Below are 16,964 nucleotides of genomic sequence, written 5' to 3'. Positions count from 1 at the left end.
CGCGCAACTAATCGACAGGCACCGGTCGCTTCCGGGCCTGTCCGTTCCAATCAATGTAATCGGCTGGCCTGTGGCCCGGCATGGATGCCGGCTGCGCGCTCGCCCGTGGACAACGTCATGAACGCCTTTTTGCGAAAAGCCATCGCCAGTGTGCTGCTGGTTTCCTTGTGGGTGCCCGGCTCGATCCGGGCGGCGGGAATGGTTCCCGAGACGCCTGTCGTTGTGCTCGACGAAGGTGTGGGTGAGGCCGGCATCAATGTGTTCAACAGCGAGTCGCATCCCGCGCTGCTGCACACGTCTGTCGAAGACGTGCCGCAAGACACCGAGTCATTGCTGTTGCTGACCCCGCCGGTCGCACGGGTCGAGGCTGGTGCGACGCAGCGTGTGCGTTTCATTCTGCGCAGCGCACAACCCTTGAAGACTGAGCGTCTGAAGCGCGTGATCTTCGAGGGCATCGCGCCGCAGAACTCGACGGGCAAGGCGCAAGTGAGTCTGAGCGTGCGACAGAACATTCCGGTGATCCTGCGTCCGGCGAATCTGCCGGTCGACCGCGAGCCCTGGAAGCATCTGGTGTGGTCGCGACAAGGCGCAGACATCCAGGTGCGCAATCCCAGCCCGTACGTGGTGCGGCTGGGCCATTCGGTGACGCTGCTGCCGGGCCGGAAGGAGATGGATCTGGGTCGCACCTATGTGCTGCCCGGCGAGCGACTGACCTTGAGCGGAACGCCTGATCCGAGTCATGCGCCACTTCAGGTGCGGCTGTTTCCAGTGACCACCTACGGTTTCGCCATTGCGCACTTCGATGCTCCTTTGGTGACGGATTAATGCATCGAAGTTGTCTGGCCGGTGCGGCGTTGATCATCGCTCTCGGTACCGCCACTGTCGCCAGAAGCGCCGAGGGTCTGCCCGTGCAGTTCAACCAGGACGTGCTCAAGTCCCGTGGGCTGGATCCGCGTCTGGCCGAATATTTCAGCCAGGCACCGCGTTTTCGCGAGGGCGTGCAGGCCGTCGCGCTGTCGGTCAATGGGGTTGCGAAGGGGCGGGTGCAGGTGGCGTTCGATGCCGAAGGTGAGTTGTGTTTCACGCCGTCCCTTCTGGAGCGGGGCGGCATCCGGTTGGCGCATCGCCTCGAACCGGCGGGCGGATCGGGATGCGAGCTGTTCGCCCGGTATTTTCCGGACGCGGTGGTACAGGTCGATCCGACGCAGGAGCACATCGCATTGCTGTTGCCCACCGATGCGCTGGTGCCTGATCGCCCGGCCGGTCGCAGTTTCCTCAACGGTGGCACGGCAGGCCTGTTCAACTACGACGCCTTGCTGCTGGACAGTCGTTTCGCCGGTCAGTCTTCGCAATTTCGCAATCTGAATGCCGAGCTGGGCCTGAATACGGCGGACTGGTCGTTTCGCAGCCGCCAGGTATACAGCGAGTTCGACGGACAGGATCGTCTCGAGCATTTGTATGCCTACGCCTCGCACACCTCGGAACGCTACCGGGCCAACCTGCAACTGGGTCAGTTGAACATGGTCTCGCCGCTGTTTTCCGGTGAAGCGTTCAACGGGTTGCAGGTGCAACCGGAATTGGCCCTGATCGCGCTGGACGATGACAGCGCCGGTGCGCGGGTTGAAGGCATCGCCTATTCCGCTGCGCGGATCGAAGTGACCCAGAACGGTGCGCTGATCTACACCACCGTGGTGCCCGGCGGGCCGTTCACTTTGGTGGGATTGCCGTTGCTCAGCCAGAGCGTGGATCTGGAAGTGACGGTGCATGAAGAGGACGGTCAGCAACGGCGTTTCATTGTGCCGGCGACGCAGTTGCGAGACGCAATGACGGGCAGGGCGGCAGGTTATGCGCTGGCCGCCGGGCAGGTGCGGCGCTATGCCGGTGACGAGCGTGATGCGCCGTCCTTCGTCGCAGCCAGCAAGGACTGGCTGTGGGGGCCGCGCGGGCAGATCACGGCCGGCGCCATGTTCGGTACGGGTTATGAGTCGCTGGGCTGGGCATTGCAGGGCGGCGTCGGCGATCGCTGGGTACTCGGTGGCCGGCAGGTGATTTCCCGGGCACAGGATGAGGCTGTGTCCGGCACGCAATTGCAGTGGACCGCCAGCGGTCGGTTGAATGAAAGGTTGTCGACAAGTGTTGCGCTGACCCGACAAACCCAGGGTTTTCGCACACTGTCGGACACCACTTGGGATTCGCGCAATGAGCGACCGTTCCAGCGAGTACGCAATCAACTGACGGCAAACCTCAGCACCAGCAGTCCGCTGTACGGAGGCTTTTCCACCAGTTACTCGCGGTTTTCCATGTTCGACGGGACGGCCACTTCCAGAGTCGCCCTGGCCTGGTCGCAGAGCATTCGGCGGACCAATGTGACATTCACGGTTGAACGGGATGTCGCCGGGGCCTCCAACGATGCTCGTGGCACCGCGGCCTATCTGAGTGTCAGTCTGCCGTTGGGCGGGCGCCAGACGTTGAACGGTTATGTGCGCAACGACGACGTGAGCGGTACGCGTAGCGGTCTGCGCTTCAATGAACAACTCAGCGACACCCTGGCCTACAGCATCGGAGCCGAGCGACCGGATGACGGCAGCGCCGGGTTCAACGGGCGGGTCAACCTTTTGCCCCGTTACAGTCAGATGGACATGGGCTATTCCCGCAGCGGCGCCGGCAACCGGAACTATGACATCGGCCTTCGCGGCGGTGCGCTGGTACACAGTGACGGCGTGACTTTGTCGCCTTATCCGCTGCGCGAAACCTTCGCCTTGCTCAAGGCCGGTGACAGCGCGGGCGTCAAGTTGAACACCCCGCGCGGCCCGGTCTGGACCGACTATTCCGGGCACGCCGTGGCGGCCAGTCTGCCGGCATACAGCAGAGGCCGCGTCGAGCTCGACACGGCCAGCCTGGGGCGCAACATCGATGTGCACAACGCTTTTCAGGAAGTCGAAGCCGGACGTGGCGCGGTGGCGTATCTGGCGTTCGACATGGTCACCGCACGTCGTCTGCTGTTGCAGGCGCGCACCGCCGATAACGTTCTTTTGCGCAAGGGCGGAGCTGTTTTCGACGCGCAGGGGCAGTACATCACCAACGTACTGGAGGCCGGCACGATCTTTCTGCCCGATGCCCGGCCAGACACGATTTTGCACGTGGTGCTGCCCGATGGCAGTCGCTGCCGGTTGGCCTACAGCCTCGGCGAACAACCCGATACGCAAGCACTGTACGAAACAGCGCATGCCACCTGCCACGCGGTTTAAGGAGTCAGTCACCATGCATCGTTTGAATAGCGCCACGATAGGTCTGGCGTTGCTGAGTACCGTGTTCACCGCCGAGCCGGCACAGGCGCAGTCGGGCTGTGCAGTCAGGCTGGGGCAGCCTTCCATCGATTTTGGTGCGATGACGCGCGGCCAGTTGCTGCAACAGCCCCTGGAAAATGACCTGTTGAGTTTCGGGCGCCGGCGGGTGCAGATCACCGTTCAATGTGAACGGCCAGCTGCGCTGCGACTCGATCTGGCGGCGCCGGCAGCGGATGCCGTGGACTATCGGTTTGGCGCAGGGACGTTGAGGGTCCATGTGCTGGCTGTTCGGGTGGATGGCAAAGCCGTGCAGTGGCTTGGCTTTGAACCGGGTGTCGCCTCCGGAGTGGCCGTCTGGCCCGCCGGGCAAAGCCTGATTCCAGCGCGGGCGGGGGTTGCACTGGAAGGTCAGCGCATGGACGTTGAAGTGGAACTTGAAGGGCGGGTCGGGTCAGCGCAGACCCGGGTTGCCGATCTGACCCGGTTCGAGATCGATGTGCGCTTTAACGCGTACTGAAACCCGGACTCGGGAGGCATGGCGGTACGAAGCATCTCGCCACAGAAATGTAGGATTCCGCCACTGAGTACAAATTGCCTATTCAACCAGTCGTAATTTCACTATTTGAGCGCTCCCGTTTCCTACAGATTTATCTCTCATAAGCCGCAATCATCATCCCGCTTAATTACATACCTGGTTTGCAGGGACTGAACTGTCAATCAAATGGAAGATTACGGCTTATGAAAAAGACATACCGTCTTGCAGTACTGGCGGCGGCGCTGCTGCCAACAATCGCTATGGCAGAAAGCGTTGACCTGAATGTCATCGGCACCATTATCCCGACCTCCTGCATTCCGGCATTTGCCGGTGGCAGCACGGTGGACCTGCGCAAGATTTCGGCGGCGACGCTGAATCCGACCACCCAGACCCTGTTGCCCGGTCGCGATGTGTCCCTGCACATCAATTGCGATGCGCCGGCGCCCGTGGAAGTGTCTGTGCGTGACAACCGCGCCGGCACCAAACTGCCGGGCATCAGTGATGGTACTGGCCAGAGCGATCCGGCGCTGTTTTACGGGCTGGGCGAAATCGGCGGTACGCGTATTGGTGGTTTCGCCTTGCGTCACGGTATTCCAGAGACCGACGGCAATGCCCAGACATTGCTGACCCGGACGCTGGCGGCCCCGGCATGGCGTGTGCCGAACAGTACGCTGGTCAGCAATGCGCCGCAGTTGTACTCGTGGGGCGCCAGCGCCGCGACCGGTCCGGTCGCTGCCCGCCACCACGGTTTCCCGATGCATCTGCTGCCGATCATCGGCCCAAGCAACGCCCTGCCGATTGCCAACGAAATCCCGCTGGACGGCTCCGTGACGTTCGACATGTTCTACCTCTGACGGCCGCGTCCCGGCGTCCCTCAGGCACCGGGACTGGCGGGTACACGCGAGCGCGATCCGGCGCCTGCCGGGTCGCATTCAGGATTTCACGGATTATCCCGATGCTCATTTCTTTCAAGTCTGCTCTGAAGACGGCACTGCTGTGCCTGTCCGCATGGTTTTCAATGCCGCTGGCCCATGCCGCCGGAATGGTTCCGCAGACGCCGGTGCTGCTGGTGGAAGAGGGTATGGGTGAAGCGGTGATGAACGTGCGCAATACCGACACGCATCCCGCATTGCTGCACACCACCGTTGAAAACATCGAGGACAGTGACGACGTACTGCTGATCTTCACCCCGCCCATTGCCCGGGTCGAGCCGGGCGGCATTCAGCAAGTGCGATTCATTCTGCAAAACCGGCAACCGTTGAAGACCGAGCGCCTGAAGCGGGTGATCTTCGAGGGGATCAGCCCGACCAGTGACGCCGCCGGAGCGCGGGTTGCTCTCGGTGTACGCCAGAACCTGCCGGTGATTCTGCGTCCTGCCGGTTTGCCGATCGAGCGCGAGCCATGGAAACGGTTGACCTGGTCAATGGACGCCTCGGGTGTGCAGGTCGTCAATCCGAGCCCCTATGTGGTCCGACTGGCGAAAACCATTGTGCCTTTGCCGGGCACCCGTTCGGTGAATCTGCCCAAGACCTACATCCTGCCCGGTGAGCGCTTGCACGCTGAGCTGCCACTGCACACCTCGACCCAGACGATGGCGGTCAGGATTTTCCCGGCCACGACTTACGGCTTTGCGGTCGACCATTACGACGCGCCGGTTACTCGCTGATGAAGGTCTGCGCTCGTTGGGGCGTGTTACTGATCGCGGCCAACGGCAACGCGCTGGCGGCCGAACCGTTGGAGTTCGACGCCCGCGTGTTGAGAGACCGCGGCATCGATCCTGCGCTGGCGGCGTACTTTCGTGAGGCGCCGCGTTTCACCCAAGGCGAGCATTCCGTGGCACTTGAGGTCAACGGGCAGGCCAGAGGCCGTGTACGGATGACATTCAACGAGCGCGGCGAATTGTGTTTGCACACCCAGTGGATGAACGTTGCGGGCGTGCGTCCACCAGCTTCGATGGCCAGGCTGCAACCGGAACAATGCATGACGCTGACGGAGGGATTTCCCGAAGCGGTCGCGCAACTGGATCCGGGGCGCGAGCTGATTGATCTGCTGGTGCCGACCGACAGTCTGATGTTGCCGGCGCGTGCGCCCATCAATTTCGCTCATGGCGGTACGGCCGGGGTTTTCAACTACGACGCGTTGCTGGTCGGCAGCCAGCAAGAAGGCCGGCACGACAGGTTTCAGAGCCTGGGCTCGGAGGTCGGCCTGAATGCCGGTGACTGGGTGCTGCGCAGCCGGCAGTCCTATACGTCGACTTCCGGCAACTCGCGGTTCGAGCACTTGTATGCCTACGGTGCGCGAACCCTGGAGGACGCCGAGGCCAGTCTGCAGATCGGGCAATTGAATCTCGCATCGACCTTGTTTGCCGGTGAGTCGTTCGACGGTGTGCAGATCGTGCCGGAAGCGGCATTCGCTCAGTTGCGAACGGCGCAGGACGGTGCGCGCGGGCAAGTGGAGGGCGTTGCCTATTCGCCGGCTCGCATCGAAGTCCGGCAGAACGGCGTGATGATCTACACCACCATGGTGCCGAGTGGACCGTTCACGCTGCGAGCGCTGCCGTTGCTGAGCAACCGGATTGATCTGGACGTGACCGTCCACGAACAGGATGGGCAGGCGCGGCGCTTGCGCGTGCCGGCGGCCAGCCTTCACGAAGCGCAATGGGCCGGGCCGAGCGGGTTCAACTTTGCGCTGGGTACGGTGCGACGGTTGGGCTCGGACGACCGACCGACACCTTCTTTCACCGCGATCAGCAAGGATTGGGATTGGCAACAGGCCACCCGACTGACCGCCGGTGTACTGGGGGCAACCGACTACCTGTCGGCTGGCTGGGGCCTGCAACGGCAGTGGGCCGGTGGCTATGCACTGGGCGTGAAGCAGGTGTTGTCCGATGAACGCTCCCGTGGCGTGAAGGGCAGCCAGACGCAATTGACGCTCGGTGCGCCGTTGTCCGAGAGCCTGTCGACGAGTCTGGTTGCGGTGCGCCAGAGCCGGAACTTTCGCACGCTGTCTGACACCGGTTGGGATCAAGACCTTCACCGCGCCGAATCCCCCGGTCGCGATCACCTGGTTTTTTCTGTCACGGGGTCGGCGGATCAATGGGGCGCATTCGGGGCGACCTGGTCACGCTATTCGACCCAGGGTGAACCGGCGCAGTCGCGTCTTGGCCTGTCGTGGTCTCGCACATGGCCTGAGCGCATCAGCCTGTCGTTGAACCTGGAACGCGCCATTGGCGATGCGGCGCCCGATCGCCTGGGCAACTCCGCCTACCTGACGCTGGGAATGGCGCTCGGAGGCCAGCGAAGGTTGCGGGGTTATTTGCGCCGTGATGATCGATCCGGCCTGCGCCGGGGCGTGGCCGTCAGCGACGTACTGGGTGAAAACCTGGCTTACAACGCCAACGCTGAATACCGCGATGAGACTGCGGCCAGTTATGGCGTGCGCTTCAATGCACTGCCGCGCTACACCAGCCTCGACGCAGGCGTCGGCCAGCGATCCGGCGCGACCGATTACGACGTGGGGCTGCGCGGTGGTGTAGCGCTGCATCGCGATGGCGCAACGTTGTCGCCCTATCCCCTGCGCGATACCTTCGGCGTTCTCAAGGCCGGTGACCGATCGGGCGTGAAACTGAACACGCCTCAAGGTCCGGTCTGGACCGATGGCTCGGGCCACGCAGTCGCGGCGAATCTGCCGGCCTGGTCGACCGCACGGCTGGAAGTCGACCCGCGAAGCCTGTCGCGCAACGTTGAAGTGCTCGACGGGGTGAAGCAGGTGCAGCCCGCCCGCGGATCGGTGCAGCATCTGGACTTCTCGCTCGTCACGGTCCGGCGCCTGTTGCTCAACGCCATGACCGTCGACCGGCAATGGCTGGCCAAGGGGTTGAGTGTTCACGATGAACAGGGCCGCTACCTGACAACGGTCCAGGACGGCGGAACGATTTTTCTGCCTGACGCAAAAGCGGGTCAGCGCCTGCATGTGCAGCTCCCTGACAACACGCGGTGCACGTTGCGTTTCCCGCTTTCCGAATCCCCTGAAGACAGCGCACTGATCGAGCGGGTCGATGCCACCTGCGCCCCGGCCGAACTGTCCTGAACGAGTGCATCTGATGAAATTTCTGCTGTTTCTGGTCGTGTTGCTGTGCCTGGTGGTTGAACCGGCGTCAGGCGCCGAAACGTGTCAGTCGAGCCTGTCGCCGGCGAGCATCAACCTGGGTAGCGCAACGCGCGCCGACCTGCTGCAACGCACGGCGCTCGATGGCCGGGGGCCGGGCTTCGGCCTGCGCAGCGTGCATTTGCGGGTGCAGTGCCCCGACGTGCGCTTGATGCGCTGGGCATTTGTCGCGCCCCCGGCCGATCCGCAGCGTTTCCGTTGGGCGGCGGGCACGCTGCAACTGCGTATCGTGGCAGTGCGTCTCGATGGTGTGGCGGTGCATTGGCGGCTGGACAGCGGTCAATCGGTCGAAGGCGATGTTCTGCGCCCGGGGATCCGCGTCGTCCCGTGGCGGGCGGACACCGGTGCCCGGGGCAGTCTGCTGGAAGTGGAGATGGAACTTGATGCGCGGGTGGATGACGCCTCAAGCCGCCCCGTCGAACCGGTGCGGTTTGAAGGTCAGGGCGCCTTTACGGTGGATTAATCGGCCTCGGCCAACAGCTTGATCGCGGCCGCGCCGACTTTGCGCACCGCCTCTTCGATCAGCGCTGTCGGTTTGGCCGCGTAGTTCATGCGCAGGCAATTGCGGTACTTGCCGGAGGCGGAAAAGATGCTGCCGACGGCAATCTGTACGCCCTGGTCGTGCAGCGCACGATTCAGTTTCAGCGTATCGAAACCTTCCGGCAATTCGACCCAGAGCATAAAGCTGCCCTGCGGGCGGCTGGCGCGGGTGCCGGCCGGGAAATAACGGGTCACCCAGTCGATCATCAGGTCGCGATTGCGCTGGTATTGCGTGCGCATCCGCCGCAAATGTGGCTCGAAGTGCCCGGCCTTGAGAAATTCGGCGATTGCGATCTGCGGCTGTGGGGCTGTAGAACCGGTGCTGATGTATTTCATGTGCAGCACCCGTTCGAGATAGCGACCGGGCGCGACCCAGCCGATGCGCAGCCCCGGCGCGAGAGTCTTGGAAAACGAACTGCACAGTAAGACACGGCCATCTTCGTCGAAGGATTTGATCGTGCGCGGACGTGGATAGGTGTAGGCCAGTTCGCCATACACATCGTCCTCGATGATCGCCACGTCGAAGCGCTGGGCCAGGGTGAGGAGGGCGCGTTTACGCGACTCCGGCATGATGTAGCCAAGCGGGTTGTTGCAGTTGGGCGTGAGCTGGATGACCTTGATCGGCCATTGCTCCAACGCCAGTTCCAAGGCTTCGAGGCTGATGCCGGTGAGCGGGTCGGTGGGGATTTCCAGCGCTTTCATGCCCAGTCCCTTGAGGGTCTGCATGGCGCCGTGAAAGCTTGGTGAATCCACCGCGACGATGTCGCCGGGCTCGCAGATCGCGTGGATGCTGGTGGACAGCGCTTCGTGGCAACCGGTGGTGACCACCAGATCGCTGGCGCTCAACTGGCAGCCGGAATCGAGCATCAGCCGGGCGATCTGTTCGCGCAGTTCGAGGGTGCCGTGGATGTTGTCGTAATGCAGACCGGGCATGTCCTGACGGCGGCTGATACGGGCCAGGCCGCGCAGCAGCGGTTTCATCGTCGGTGACGAGATATCCGGCATGCCGCGACCGAGTTGCACCACGTCCTTGCGCGGCACGGCGCGAATCAGTTCCAGCACCTGATCCCACTGGGAAATCTCCACCGGCCGTTGCGCCGGACGCCCGACCGCCGGCAGTTCCGGCAACTCGCGACCCACCGGCACGAAGTACCCGGACTTGGGTTTGGGCGTGGCCAGTCCGCTGTCTTCCAGCATCCGGTAGGCCTGCTGCACCGTGCTCAGGCTGACCCCGTGTTCCACGCTCAGGGCGCGCACCGACGGCAGGCGATCACCAGGACGGTAGAAGCCTTGTTCGATGCGGGTGCCGAGCAGTTCGGCAAGGTTCACGTACAGGGTCATGGCACTGCCTCGATGCAGATGATTCGAAAAACCAGTACAGATGCGGCGTAAATCGACAATTCAGTCTCGGGAACAACAAATCTGTATGGAAATAATACAGATGTGTTGAATCTGTAATGCTTTCGCTCGCCCGCGCATCATGGAATCTCTGGCTACCCAAGTAAACAGGAGCGACAAAAATGAACGGCTTGAGCGATGTGCGGCTGACGTTACACAGTCAGGAACTGGAGGCTGGGCAACAGGACAACGCGCGCAATGAGATCCTGCGCAACGCACCGTCCGGCCTGAGTCGCTGGGGTCTGTTCTGGCATCGTCTGCACACGCGCAAGGCGTTGCTGCGCCTGACGCCGGAACAGCTCAAGGATATCGGGCTGACCCGCGAACAGGCACTGGAGGAGGGGTTGAAGCCGTTCTGGCGGATTTAGAGGGATCGTTCCCACGCTCTGCGTGGGAACGCCGCCCCGGACGCTCCGCGTCCGCTGTGACGCAGAGCGTCACTGGATGCATTCCCACGCAGGAGCGTGGGAACGATCTCACACCAACTCTTTCAATCGATGCCACAACATCCCCAACGCCAGCAGCGGCGAACGAAGATGCTTGCCGCCGGGGAAGGTGATGTGTGGCACTTTGGCGAACAGGTCGAAGCCACCGCCGTGCTGGCCGCTGATGGCCTCGGCCAGCAGCTTGCCCGCCAGGTGCGTGGCATTCACGCCGTGACCGGAATAGGCCTGGGCGTAATACACATTCGGCTGGTCGGCGAGCCGGCCAATCTGCGGCAGACGGTTGGCGCCGATGCCGATCATCCCGCCCCACTGATAATCGATCTTCACCGAGGCCAGTTGCGGAAAGACTTCGAGCATCTTCGGCCGCATGTACGCGCCGATATCCTTCGGGTCACGCCCGGAGTAATGGCACGCGCCGCCGAACAGCAGGCGCCGGTCCGCCGAGAGCCGGTAGTAGTCGAGCGCCACTCGCTGGTCGCAGACCGCCATGTTCTGCGGCAGCAGGTTGTGGGCCTGCTCCTCGCTCAGCGGTTCGGTGGCGATGATGTAGCTGCCGGCCGGCAGCACCTTGCCGCTGAGTTGTGGATTCAGATTGTTGAGATAGGCATTGCAGCCGAGTACCAGGGTTTTCGCCCGTACCGAGCCTTGCGCGGTGTGCACGCGGACTTCGGGGCCGTAATCGATGCGGGTCACCGCCGATTGCTCGAACAGCTTCACCCCCGCTTGCTGCGCCGCGGCGGCTTCGCCGAGTGCCAGGTTCAGCGGGTGCAAATGACCGGAACCCATGTCGATCAGGCCGCCGACGTAGCGTCTGGAGCCGACCACGGTGTGCATCTCGTTCGCCTGCAGCAGACGTGTTTCATGGCGATAACCGAGGCTGCGCAACTCTTCGGCGTCTTCGGCAAAACCTTCCAGGTCGGAGGGTTTGTTGGCGAGGTCGCAGTAACCCCAGGTCAGGTCGCAAGGGATCTGAAATTTCTCGACGCGCCGGCGGACGATTTCCACCGCTTCCAGGCCCATGAGTTTCATCTGCCGCACGCCGTCGGCGCCGATCACGTTGGCGAACTGATCGAGGCCATGACCGACCCCGCGAATCAGTTGCCCGCCGTTGCGACCGCTGGCGCCCCAGCCGATCCGGTGCGCTTCCAGCAGCACCACGCTCAAGCCCCGTTCAGCCAATTCCAGCGCGGTGTTCAGCCCGGAGAAACCGCCACCGACCACGCACACGTCGGCGATCAGTTCACCTTGCAGCACCGGATGGTCGGGTTGCGGCAGGCTGCTGGCGGCGTAGTAAGAGGCAACGTGGTGCTGGCTCGCGGTGGCTTGGGCGCGGGCATTCATGGGCGTCATCCTGAGCGGGTGTCGAGAAAATTTGACGGAGCATAAGCCGCAGGCCCGAGGCCGGGCAACATTGGTCGGCCCGTGGTGTCTGGAACACGGGTTTTGCGGCACAATTGCCGCCTATTTCGCTCCGGTTAATGCTGCAATGAGCTGCAACAGTCAGAAAATCCGCACCCTGCGTCAGCAGATTCCCACGTTCGAGTGCGTGCCAGGCTGCCATGACTGTTGCGGGCCGGTGACCACCTCACCCGAGGAAATGTCCCGCCTCCCGCGCAAGACGCGCGCCGAGCAGGACGCGGCCATGGAAGCACTCAACTGTGTGCACCTGGGGCCGAATGGCTGCACGGTGTATGACGAGCGGCCGTTGATCTGTCGGTTGTTCGGAACGACCCAGACCTTGCCGTGCCCCAACGGCCGGCGGCCGGTGGAGCTGATTCACCCAAGGGTCGAGAAGCAGGTGTTCGAGTACATGGCGGAAAACCGACAGGTGCTGGTCTGAGCGTTCAGTCCGGAATCGGCAGGCTCAGGCTCTCTTTCACTTCTTCCATCACGATGTAGCTCTTGGATTCGCGCACGTGCGGCAGCTTCAGCAGGATGTCGCCCAGCAGCTTGCGGTACGAGGCCATCTCGGAAATCCGCGCCTTCACCAGATAGTCGAAATCCCCTGACACCAGATGGCATTCCAGCACGTGGGGCAATTTCAGCACCGCACGTCGGAACTCTTCGAAAGTATCGCCGGATTTGTAGTCGAGGCTGATCTCGACGAACACCAGCAGGCTACCCTTCAAGTGCTGCGGATTGAGGCGGGCGTTGTAGCCCATGATGATTCCCTCACGCTCCAGGCGCCGCACCCGCTCGGTACACGGCGTGGTGGAGAGCCCGACCTTCTCACCCAGTTCGGTGAATGAAATCCGCCCGTCCGCCTGCAGAATCCGCAAGATGTTGCGGTCGATCTTGTCCAGCTCACGTTTGGTCTGAGTGTTGGTACGCATAGGGGATGCGCCTCCGTGAAAAGGGTTTTTGCCGAGAATTGTCGCCAAATATAGGCGCTTATACAGTGAAAAGCACTGGCGAATCTTTTTTACACTGCGCGCATCATTGCTCTAACAACAGACGTACGCGGCACGCCGCGAGAGGGATACAAAAATGCGCGTTATGGTCTTGGGTAGCGGCGTCATCGGTACCGCCAGTGCTTACTATCTGGCCCGTGCCGGGTTTGAAGTGGTGGTGGTCGACCGGCAGCCCGCCGCGGCCATGGAGACCAGTTTCGCCAACGCAGGCCAGGTCTCGCCGGGCTACGCCTCGCCGTGGGCTGCGCCGGGCGTGCCCCTCAAGGCCATCAAGTGGCTGCTGCAACGTCACGCGCCGCTGGCGATCAAGGCCACTGCCGACATCGACCAATACTTGTGGATGGCGCAGATGCTGCGTAACTGCACCGCCAACCGTTACGCGGTGAACAAGGAGCGCATGGTCCGCCTGTCCGAGTACAGCCGTGACTGCCTCGACGAATTGCGCGCCGAGACCGGCATCGCCTACGAAGGCCGCAGCCTCGGTACGACTCAATTGTTCCGCACCCAGGCGCAACTGGATAACGCCGCCAAGGACATCGCCGTATTGAAAGAGTCCGGCGTGCCGTTTGAAGTGCTCGACCGCGCCGGCATTGCCCGCGTCGAACCGGCTCTGGCGGGTGTCACCGACATCCTCGCCGGTGCCCTGCGCCTGCCGAACGACCAGACCGGTGACTGCCAGATCTTCACCACTCGCCTCGCCGAAATGGCCACCAGACTGGGTGTGGAATTCCGTTTCGGTCAGGACATCCAGCGCCTCGACTTCGCCGGCGACCGCATCAACGGCGTGTGGATCGACGGCAAGCTGGAAACCGCTGACCGCTACGTACTCGCCCTCGGCAGTTACTCGCCGCAACTGCTCAAGCCGCTGGGTATCAAGGCCCCGGTGTATCCGTTGAAGGGCTACTCGCTGACCGTGCCGATCACCAATCCGGACATGGCCCCGACGTCGACCATTCTCGACGAGACCTACAAGGTCGCGATCACCCGTTTCGACAAACGCATCCGCGTCGGCGGCATGGCGGAGATCGCCGGTTTTGACCTGTCGCTGAACCCGCGCCGGCGCGAAACCCTGGAGATGATCGTCAACGACCTTTATCCTCGGGGCGGCAATCTGGCCGAAGCGAGTTTCTGGACCGGCCTGCGCCCAACCACCCCGGATGGCACACCGATCGTCGGTGCCACCCCGTTCAAGAACCTGTTCCTGAACACCGGTCACGGCACCCTCGGCTGGACCATGGCGTGCGGCTCCGGTCGCTTGCTGGCCGACCTGATGGCGAAGAAAAAACCTCAAATTAGCGCCGAAGGCCTCGATATTTCCCGTTATGGCAACACCACCCAGGAGTCCGCGAAGCATGGCAATCCAGCGCCAGCTCACCAATGAGCGCATGAGTCAGATCGTCAGCCACAACGGTACGGTGTATTTGTCCGGGCAGGTCGGCGATGACTTCAATGCCGGTGTCGAACAGCAGACCCGCGACGTACTCGCCAACATCGAGCGTCTGCTCGATCTGGCCGGCACCGACAAGCAGCATCTGCTGTCGGCGACGATCTACCTGAAGGACATTGAAGCGCACTTTGCCGCCATGAACTCGGTGTGGGACCAGTGGCTGCCCAAGGGAGCCGCCCCGGCCCGCGCCACGGTGGAAGCGAAGATGGCCAAGCCGAACATCCTGGTCGAGATCTCCATCGTCGCTGCATTACCGTAACCCGTTGTAAAGATCCCTCTCCCGGTGCTGTTGGCGGTTCACGCCGTCAGCCAGCGCCGGTTTTTATTTCCATGACCGCCAAGAAGTCTGCTGCCATGCGTCCTGCCCGTGCCCTGATCGACCTTCAAGCCCTGCGTCACAACTACCGTATCGCCCGTGAAGTCACCGGTGCCAAGGCACTGGCGGTGATCAAGGCCGATGCCTACGGCCATGGCGCAGTGCGTTGCGCCCAGGCGCTGGAGGCTGAAGCGGACGGCTTCGCGGTGGCGTGCATCGAAGAAGCGCTGGAGCTGCGAACTGCCGGGATTCGTGCACCGGTGCTGTTGCTCGAAGGCTTTTTCGAGGCGGACGAACTGGCGCTGATCGTCGAGCACGATTTCTGGTGCGTGGTGCATTCGCTGTGGCAGCTCGAAGCAATCGAGCAGGCGGCATTGAGCAAACCGATCACCGTGTGGCTGAAGCTTGATTCGGGCATGCACCGTGTCGGCCTGCATCCGAAGGATTACCCGGCGGCTTACCAGCGTTTGCTGGCCAGCGGCAAGGTGGCGAAAGTCGTGCTGATGAGCCACTTCGCCCGGGCCGATGAGCTGCACGAGCAGAGCAGCGCCGATCAGGTTGCGGTGTTCGAAGCGGCACGTCAGGGCCTGGCGGCTGAAGTCAGCCTGCGCAACTCGCCGGCGGTGCTGGGCTGGCCGCAGATTCACAGCGACTGGGTGCGCCCGGGCATCATGCTCTACGGCGCCACCCCGTTCGAAGAAGCCAGCGCCGTGGCCGAGCGTCTGCAACCGGTGATGACGCTGGAGTCGAAAGTCATCAGCGTGCGCGAACTGCCGGCCGGCGAGCCGGTGGGCTACGGCGCCAAATTCATCACCGACAAACCGATGCGCATCGGCGTGGTTGCCATGGGTTACGCCGACGGTTATCCGCGTCAGGCGCCGACCGGCACGCCGGTGCTGGTGGCCGGCCAGCGCAGCCGCATTCTTGGCCGGGTGTCGATGGACATGCTGTGCATCGACCTGACCGACGTGCCGCAAGCCGGCCTCGGTTCGACTGTCGAGCTGTGGGGCAAAAACATCCTCGCCAGCGACGTGGCGAAGTGGGCGGACACCATTCCGTACCAGATCTTCTGCAACCTGCGTCGGGTGCCAAGGCTCTATTCCGAGGGTTAAAGCGCAAGCGGGGCCCAAGTGTTGTAAATACTGAACGCTGTCGCCATGATAACGCTCAATATTTCTACAGCATCAGGAGGCTCCCGCCTTGGACGTCGGTGAACGACTGCAATCGATCCGCAAGCTCAAAGGACTGTCCCAGCGTGAACTCGCCAAGCGCGCGGGCGTCACCAACAGCACCATTTCGATGATCGAAAAGAACAGCGTCAGCCCTTCGATCAGTTCGCTGAGGAAAGTTCTGGGCGGGATTCCCATGTCCATGGTCGAGTTCTTTTCCGAAGAGATCCTGCAGGAAAAACCGACTCAGATCGTCTACAAGGCCAACGAGCTGATCGACATTTCCGACGGCGCCGTGACCATGAAACTGGTCGGTCGCGCGCACCCGAGCCGGGCCATCGCGTTCCTCAATGAAATCTATCCGCCGGGCGCCGATACCGGCGAGGAAATGCTCACCCACGAAGGCGAGGAAACCGGGATTCTGGTGGAAGGGCGCCTGGAGCTGGTGGTGGGTCTTGAAACTTTTATCCTCGAAGCCGGCGACAGCTACTACTTTGAAAGTACCAAGCCGCATCGTTTCCGTAATCCGTTCGATGCGCCGGCGCGACTAATCAGCGCAGCCACGCCGGCGAATTTTTAAACAAAGAGGCGCCAGGCCACACGGCGAAGGCACCCGAACCGTTGTTCCACAGCGCGATATAACCCCTTCGACTTTGGGGTTGTTTCAGTGAAGCGGGCTAACCGCTATACTTGCGCCCGCCTGCGAACCGTGGCCGCAGGCGTGAATAGCCACCATTGAGGGTGAACGCGTGAACCTAATTATGAAAATGCTGGCTGCACCAGCAACCGTACTGGCCCTCTGGGCTGTCAGCGCTCAAGCTGCGACGAATGACGACATTGCCAAACGCCTCGAGCCGGTCGGCCAGGTGTGTGTTCAAGGGCAAGAGTGCAAGGGGATGGAAGTCGCTGCTTCGGCAGGCGGCGGTGGCGGTGCCAAGACGCCGGACGAAGTGATTGCCAAACATTGCAACGCTTGCCACGGCTCCGGCCTGTTGGGCGCACCGAAAATCGGTGACACCGCGGCCTGGAAAGAGCGCGCCGATCACCAGGGCGGCCTCGACGGCATCCTGGCCAAGGCCATCACCGGCATCAACTCCATGCCACCGAAAGGCACCTGCGCCGACTGCTCCGATGAAGAGCTGAAGGGCGCGATCCAGAAGATGTCCGGCCTGAAATAAGCCGCGCTTTCGACGAAAAAAACCGTCTTCGGACGGTTTTTTTGTACGCGCGATTTGGGCCTGAGGCTGT

General features: G+C 62.5%; 17 protein-coding genes. 14 read left to right on the top strand and 3 right to left on the bottom strand.

Annotated features, from left to right (window positions below):
* Window positions 1-117: 117 nt before the first annotated feature.
* From I5961_RS27675 to I5961_RS27645, 7 genes are all read left to right on the top strand, one after another.
* A complete protein-coding gene (locus tag I5961_RS27675; RefSeq protein WP_227233911.1) occupies window positions 118-825 on the top strand; it encodes a fimbria/pilus chaperone family protein in 708 nt (235 codons plus the stop codon).
* Window positions 825-3,248: a fimbria/pilus outer membrane usher protein gene (locus I5961_RS27670; protein WP_227233909.1), complete on the top strand. Its 2,424-nt coding sequence runs from the start codon at window positions 825-827 to the stop codon at window positions 3,246-3,248. The genes I5961_RS27675 and I5961_RS27670 overlap by 1 nt, the downstream gene beginning before the upstream one ends.
* Window positions 3,249-3,261: 13 nt before the next feature.
* Window positions 3,262-3,804, top strand: coding sequence for a hypothetical protein (locus I5961_RS27665; protein ID WP_227233907.1), 543 nt, complete (start codon window positions 3,262-3,264; stop codon window positions 3,802-3,804).
* Window positions 3,805-4,025: 221 nt separating this feature from the next.
* Window positions 4,026-4,676 (top strand): DUF1120 domain-containing protein, encoded by a 651-nt coding sequence (locus I5961_RS27660; RefSeq protein ID WP_085696836.1) that lies wholly within the window; start codon window positions 4,026-4,028, stop codon window positions 4,674-4,676.
* A 101-nt stretch (window positions 4,677-4,777) separates the two neighbouring features.
* On the top strand, window positions 4,778-5,488 hold the full coding sequence (locus I5961_RS27655) for a fimbria/pilus chaperone family protein (protein ID WP_085696837.1): 711 nt from the start codon (window positions 4,778-4,780) through the stop codon (window positions 5,486-5,488).
* Window positions 5,488-7,911 carry a fimbria/pilus outer membrane usher protein gene (locus tag I5961_RS27650; RefSeq protein WP_227233905.1) on the top strand — a complete coding sequence of 808 codons (2,424 nt, stop codon included), beginning with the start codon at window positions 5,488-5,490 and terminating at the stop codon, window positions 7,909-7,911. The genes I5961_RS27655 and I5961_RS27650 overlap by 1 nt, the downstream gene beginning before the upstream one ends.
* 13 nt (window positions 7,912-7,924) lie before the next feature.
* Window positions 7,925-8,452 carry a hypothetical protein gene (locus tag I5961_RS27645; protein WP_085702328.1) on the top strand — a complete coding sequence of 176 codons (528 nt, stop codon included), beginning with the start codon at window positions 7,925-7,927 and terminating at the stop codon, window positions 8,450-8,452.
* Here the strand turns inward: I5961_RS27645 and I5961_RS27640 are convergent.
* Window positions 8,449-9,870, bottom strand: coding sequence for a PLP-dependent aminotransferase family protein (locus tag I5961_RS27640; RefSeq protein ID WP_227233903.1), 1,422 nt, complete (start codon window positions 9,868-9,870; stop codon window positions 8,449-8,451). The two genes, I5961_RS27645 and I5961_RS27640, sit on opposite strands and share 4 nt — an antisense overlap.
* Window positions 9,871-10,049: 179 nt before the next feature.
* Here I5961_RS27640 and I5961_RS27635 point away from each other — a divergent pair, with 179 nt between their 5' ends.
* On the top strand, window positions 10,050-10,295 hold the full coding sequence (locus I5961_RS27635; protein ID WP_085696841.1) for a DUF1127 domain-containing protein: 246 nt from the start codon (window positions 10,050-10,052) through the stop codon (window positions 10,293-10,295).
* A gap of 108 nt (window positions 10,296-10,403) precedes the next feature.
* Here the strand turns inward: I5961_RS27635 and I5961_RS27630 are convergent, their stop codons facing one another.
* The gene (locus I5961_RS27630; protein WP_085696842.1) at window positions 10,404-11,714 is read right to left on the bottom strand and encodes an NAD(P)/FAD-dependent oxidoreductase; all 1,311 of its coding nucleotides are present in this window, start codon (window positions 11,712-11,714) and stop codon (window positions 10,404-10,406) included.
* Between the two features lie 145 nt (window positions 11,715-11,859).
* Here I5961_RS27630 and I5961_RS27625 point away from each other — a divergent pair, with 145 nt between their 5' ends.
* Window positions 11,860-12,213 (top strand): YkgJ family cysteine cluster protein, encoded by a 354-nt coding sequence (locus I5961_RS27625; RefSeq protein ID WP_085696843.1) that lies wholly within the window; start codon window positions 11,860-11,862, stop codon window positions 12,211-12,213.
* 4 nt (window positions 12,214-12,217) lie between these two features.
* On the opposite strand, the gene I5961_RS27620 is transcribed toward I5961_RS27625, so the two are convergent.
* Window positions 12,218-12,706 (bottom strand): Lrp/AsnC ligand binding domain-containing protein, encoded by a 489-nt coding sequence (locus I5961_RS27620; RefSeq protein WP_003177284.1) that lies wholly within the window; start codon window positions 12,704-12,706, stop codon window positions 12,218-12,220.
* A gap of 154 nt (window positions 12,707-12,860) precedes the next feature.
* Between I5961_RS27620 and dadA the strand changes: the two genes are divergently transcribed.
* The 5 genes from dadA (at window position 12,861) to I5961_RS27595 (ending at window position 16,894) form a co-directional block, all read left to right on the top strand.
* Window positions 12,861-14,165 carry a D-amino acid dehydrogenase gene (gene dadA, locus I5961_RS27615; protein WP_227233901.1) on the top strand — a complete coding sequence of 435 codons (1,305 nt, stop codon included), beginning with the start codon at window positions 12,861-12,863 and terminating at the stop codon, window positions 14,163-14,165.
* Window positions 14,137-14,490, top strand: coding sequence for a RidA family protein (locus I5961_RS27610; protein WP_227233899.1), 354 nt, complete (start codon window positions 14,137-14,139; stop codon window positions 14,488-14,490). The genes dadA and I5961_RS27610 overlap by 29 nt, the downstream gene beginning before the upstream one ends.
* Before the next feature lie 95 nt (window positions 14,491-14,585).
* Complete coding sequence (gene alr, locus I5961_RS27605) at window positions 14,586-15,659, top strand: alanine racemase (RefSeq protein ID WP_227233897.1); 1,074 nt, start codon at window positions 14,586-14,588, stop codon at window positions 15,657-15,659.
* 88 nt (window positions 15,660-15,747) lie between these two features.
* Entirely contained in the window at window positions 15,748-16,296 is a 549-nt protein-coding gene (locus tag I5961_RS27600; RefSeq protein WP_003229444.1) for a cupin domain-containing protein, read from the top strand.
* A gap of 181 nt (window positions 16,297-16,477) precedes the next feature.
* Window positions 16,478-16,894: a c-type cytochrome gene (locus I5961_RS27595; RefSeq protein WP_039765242.1), complete on the top strand. Its 417-nt coding sequence runs from the start codon at window positions 16,478-16,480 to the stop codon at window positions 16,892-16,894.
* Window positions 16,895-16,964 lie beyond the last annotated feature (70 nt).

It is taken from the genome of Pseudomonas sp. IAC-BECa141, assembly GCF_020544405.1.
Lineage (GTDB): Bacteria > Pseudomonadota > Gammaproteobacteria > Pseudomonadales > Pseudomonadaceae > Aquipseudomonas.
Note: the sequence above shows the minus strand (reverse complement) of the source record. Positions and strands in the feature narration are given on the sequence as shown.

Excerpts from the sequence above, each read along its gene's own strand:
- I5961_RS27620 (WP_003177284.1), bottom strand. The coding sequence starts at position 12,706 with ATGCGTACCAACACTCAGACCAAACGTGAGCTGGACAAGATCGACCGC.
- I5961_RS27610 (WP_227233899.1), top strand. The coding sequence starts at position 14,137 with ATGGCAATCCAGCGCCAGCTCACCAATGAGCGCATGAGTCAGATCGTC.
- I5961_RS27625 (WP_085696843.1), top strand. The coding sequence starts at position 11,860 with ATGAGCTGCAACAGTCAGAAAATCCGCACCCTGCGTCAGCAGATTCCC.
- I5961_RS27660 (WP_085696836.1), top strand. The coding sequence starts at position 4,026 with ATGAAAAAGACATACCGTCTTGCAGTACTGGCGGCGGCGCTGCTGCCA.
- I5961_RS27595 (WP_039765242.1), top strand. The coding sequence starts at position 16,478 with ATGAAAATGCTGGCTGCACCAGCAACCGTACTGGCCCTCTGGGCTGTC.
- alr (WP_227233897.1), top strand. The coding sequence starts at position 14,586 with ATGCGTCCTGCCCGTGCCCTGATCGACCTTCAAGCCCTGCGTCACAAC.
- I5961_RS27655 (WP_085696837.1), top strand. The coding sequence starts at position 4,778 with ATGCTCATTTCTTTCAAGTCTGCTCTGAAGACGGCACTGCTGTGCCTG.
- I5961_RS27635 (WP_085696841.1), top strand. The coding sequence starts at position 10,050 with ATGAACGGCTTGAGCGATGTGCGGCTGACGTTACACAGTCAGGAACTG.
- I5961_RS27670 (WP_227233909.1), top strand. The coding sequence starts at position 825 with ATGCATCGAAGTTGTCTGGCCGGTGCGGCGTTGATCATCGCTCTCGGT.
- I5961_RS27640 (WP_227233903.1), bottom strand. The coding sequence starts at position 9,870 with ATGACCCTGTACGTGAACCTTGCCGAACTGCTCGGCACCCGCATCGAA.
- I5961_RS27665 (WP_227233907.1), top strand. The coding sequence starts at position 3,262 with ATGCATCGTTTGAATAGCGCCACGATAGGTCTGGCGTTGCTGAGTACC.
- I5961_RS27650 (WP_227233905.1), top strand. The coding sequence starts at position 5,488 with ATGAAGGTCTGCGCTCGTTGGGGCGTGTTACTGATCGCGGCCAACGGC.
- I5961_RS27630 (WP_085696842.1), bottom strand. The coding sequence starts at position 11,714 with ATGAATGCCCGCGCCCAAGCCACCGCGAGCCAGCACCACGTTGCCTCT.
- dadA (WP_227233901.1), top strand. The coding sequence starts at position 12,861 with ATGCGCGTTATGGTCTTGGGTAGCGGCGTCATCGGTACCGCCAGTGCT.
- I5961_RS27645 (WP_085702328.1), top strand. The coding sequence starts at position 7,925 with ATGAAATTTCTGCTGTTTCTGGTCGTGTTGCTGTGCCTGGTGGTTGAA.
- I5961_RS27675 (WP_227233911.1), top strand. The coding sequence starts at position 118 with ATGAACGCCTTTTTGCGAAAAGCCATCGCCAGTGTGCTGCTGGTTTCC.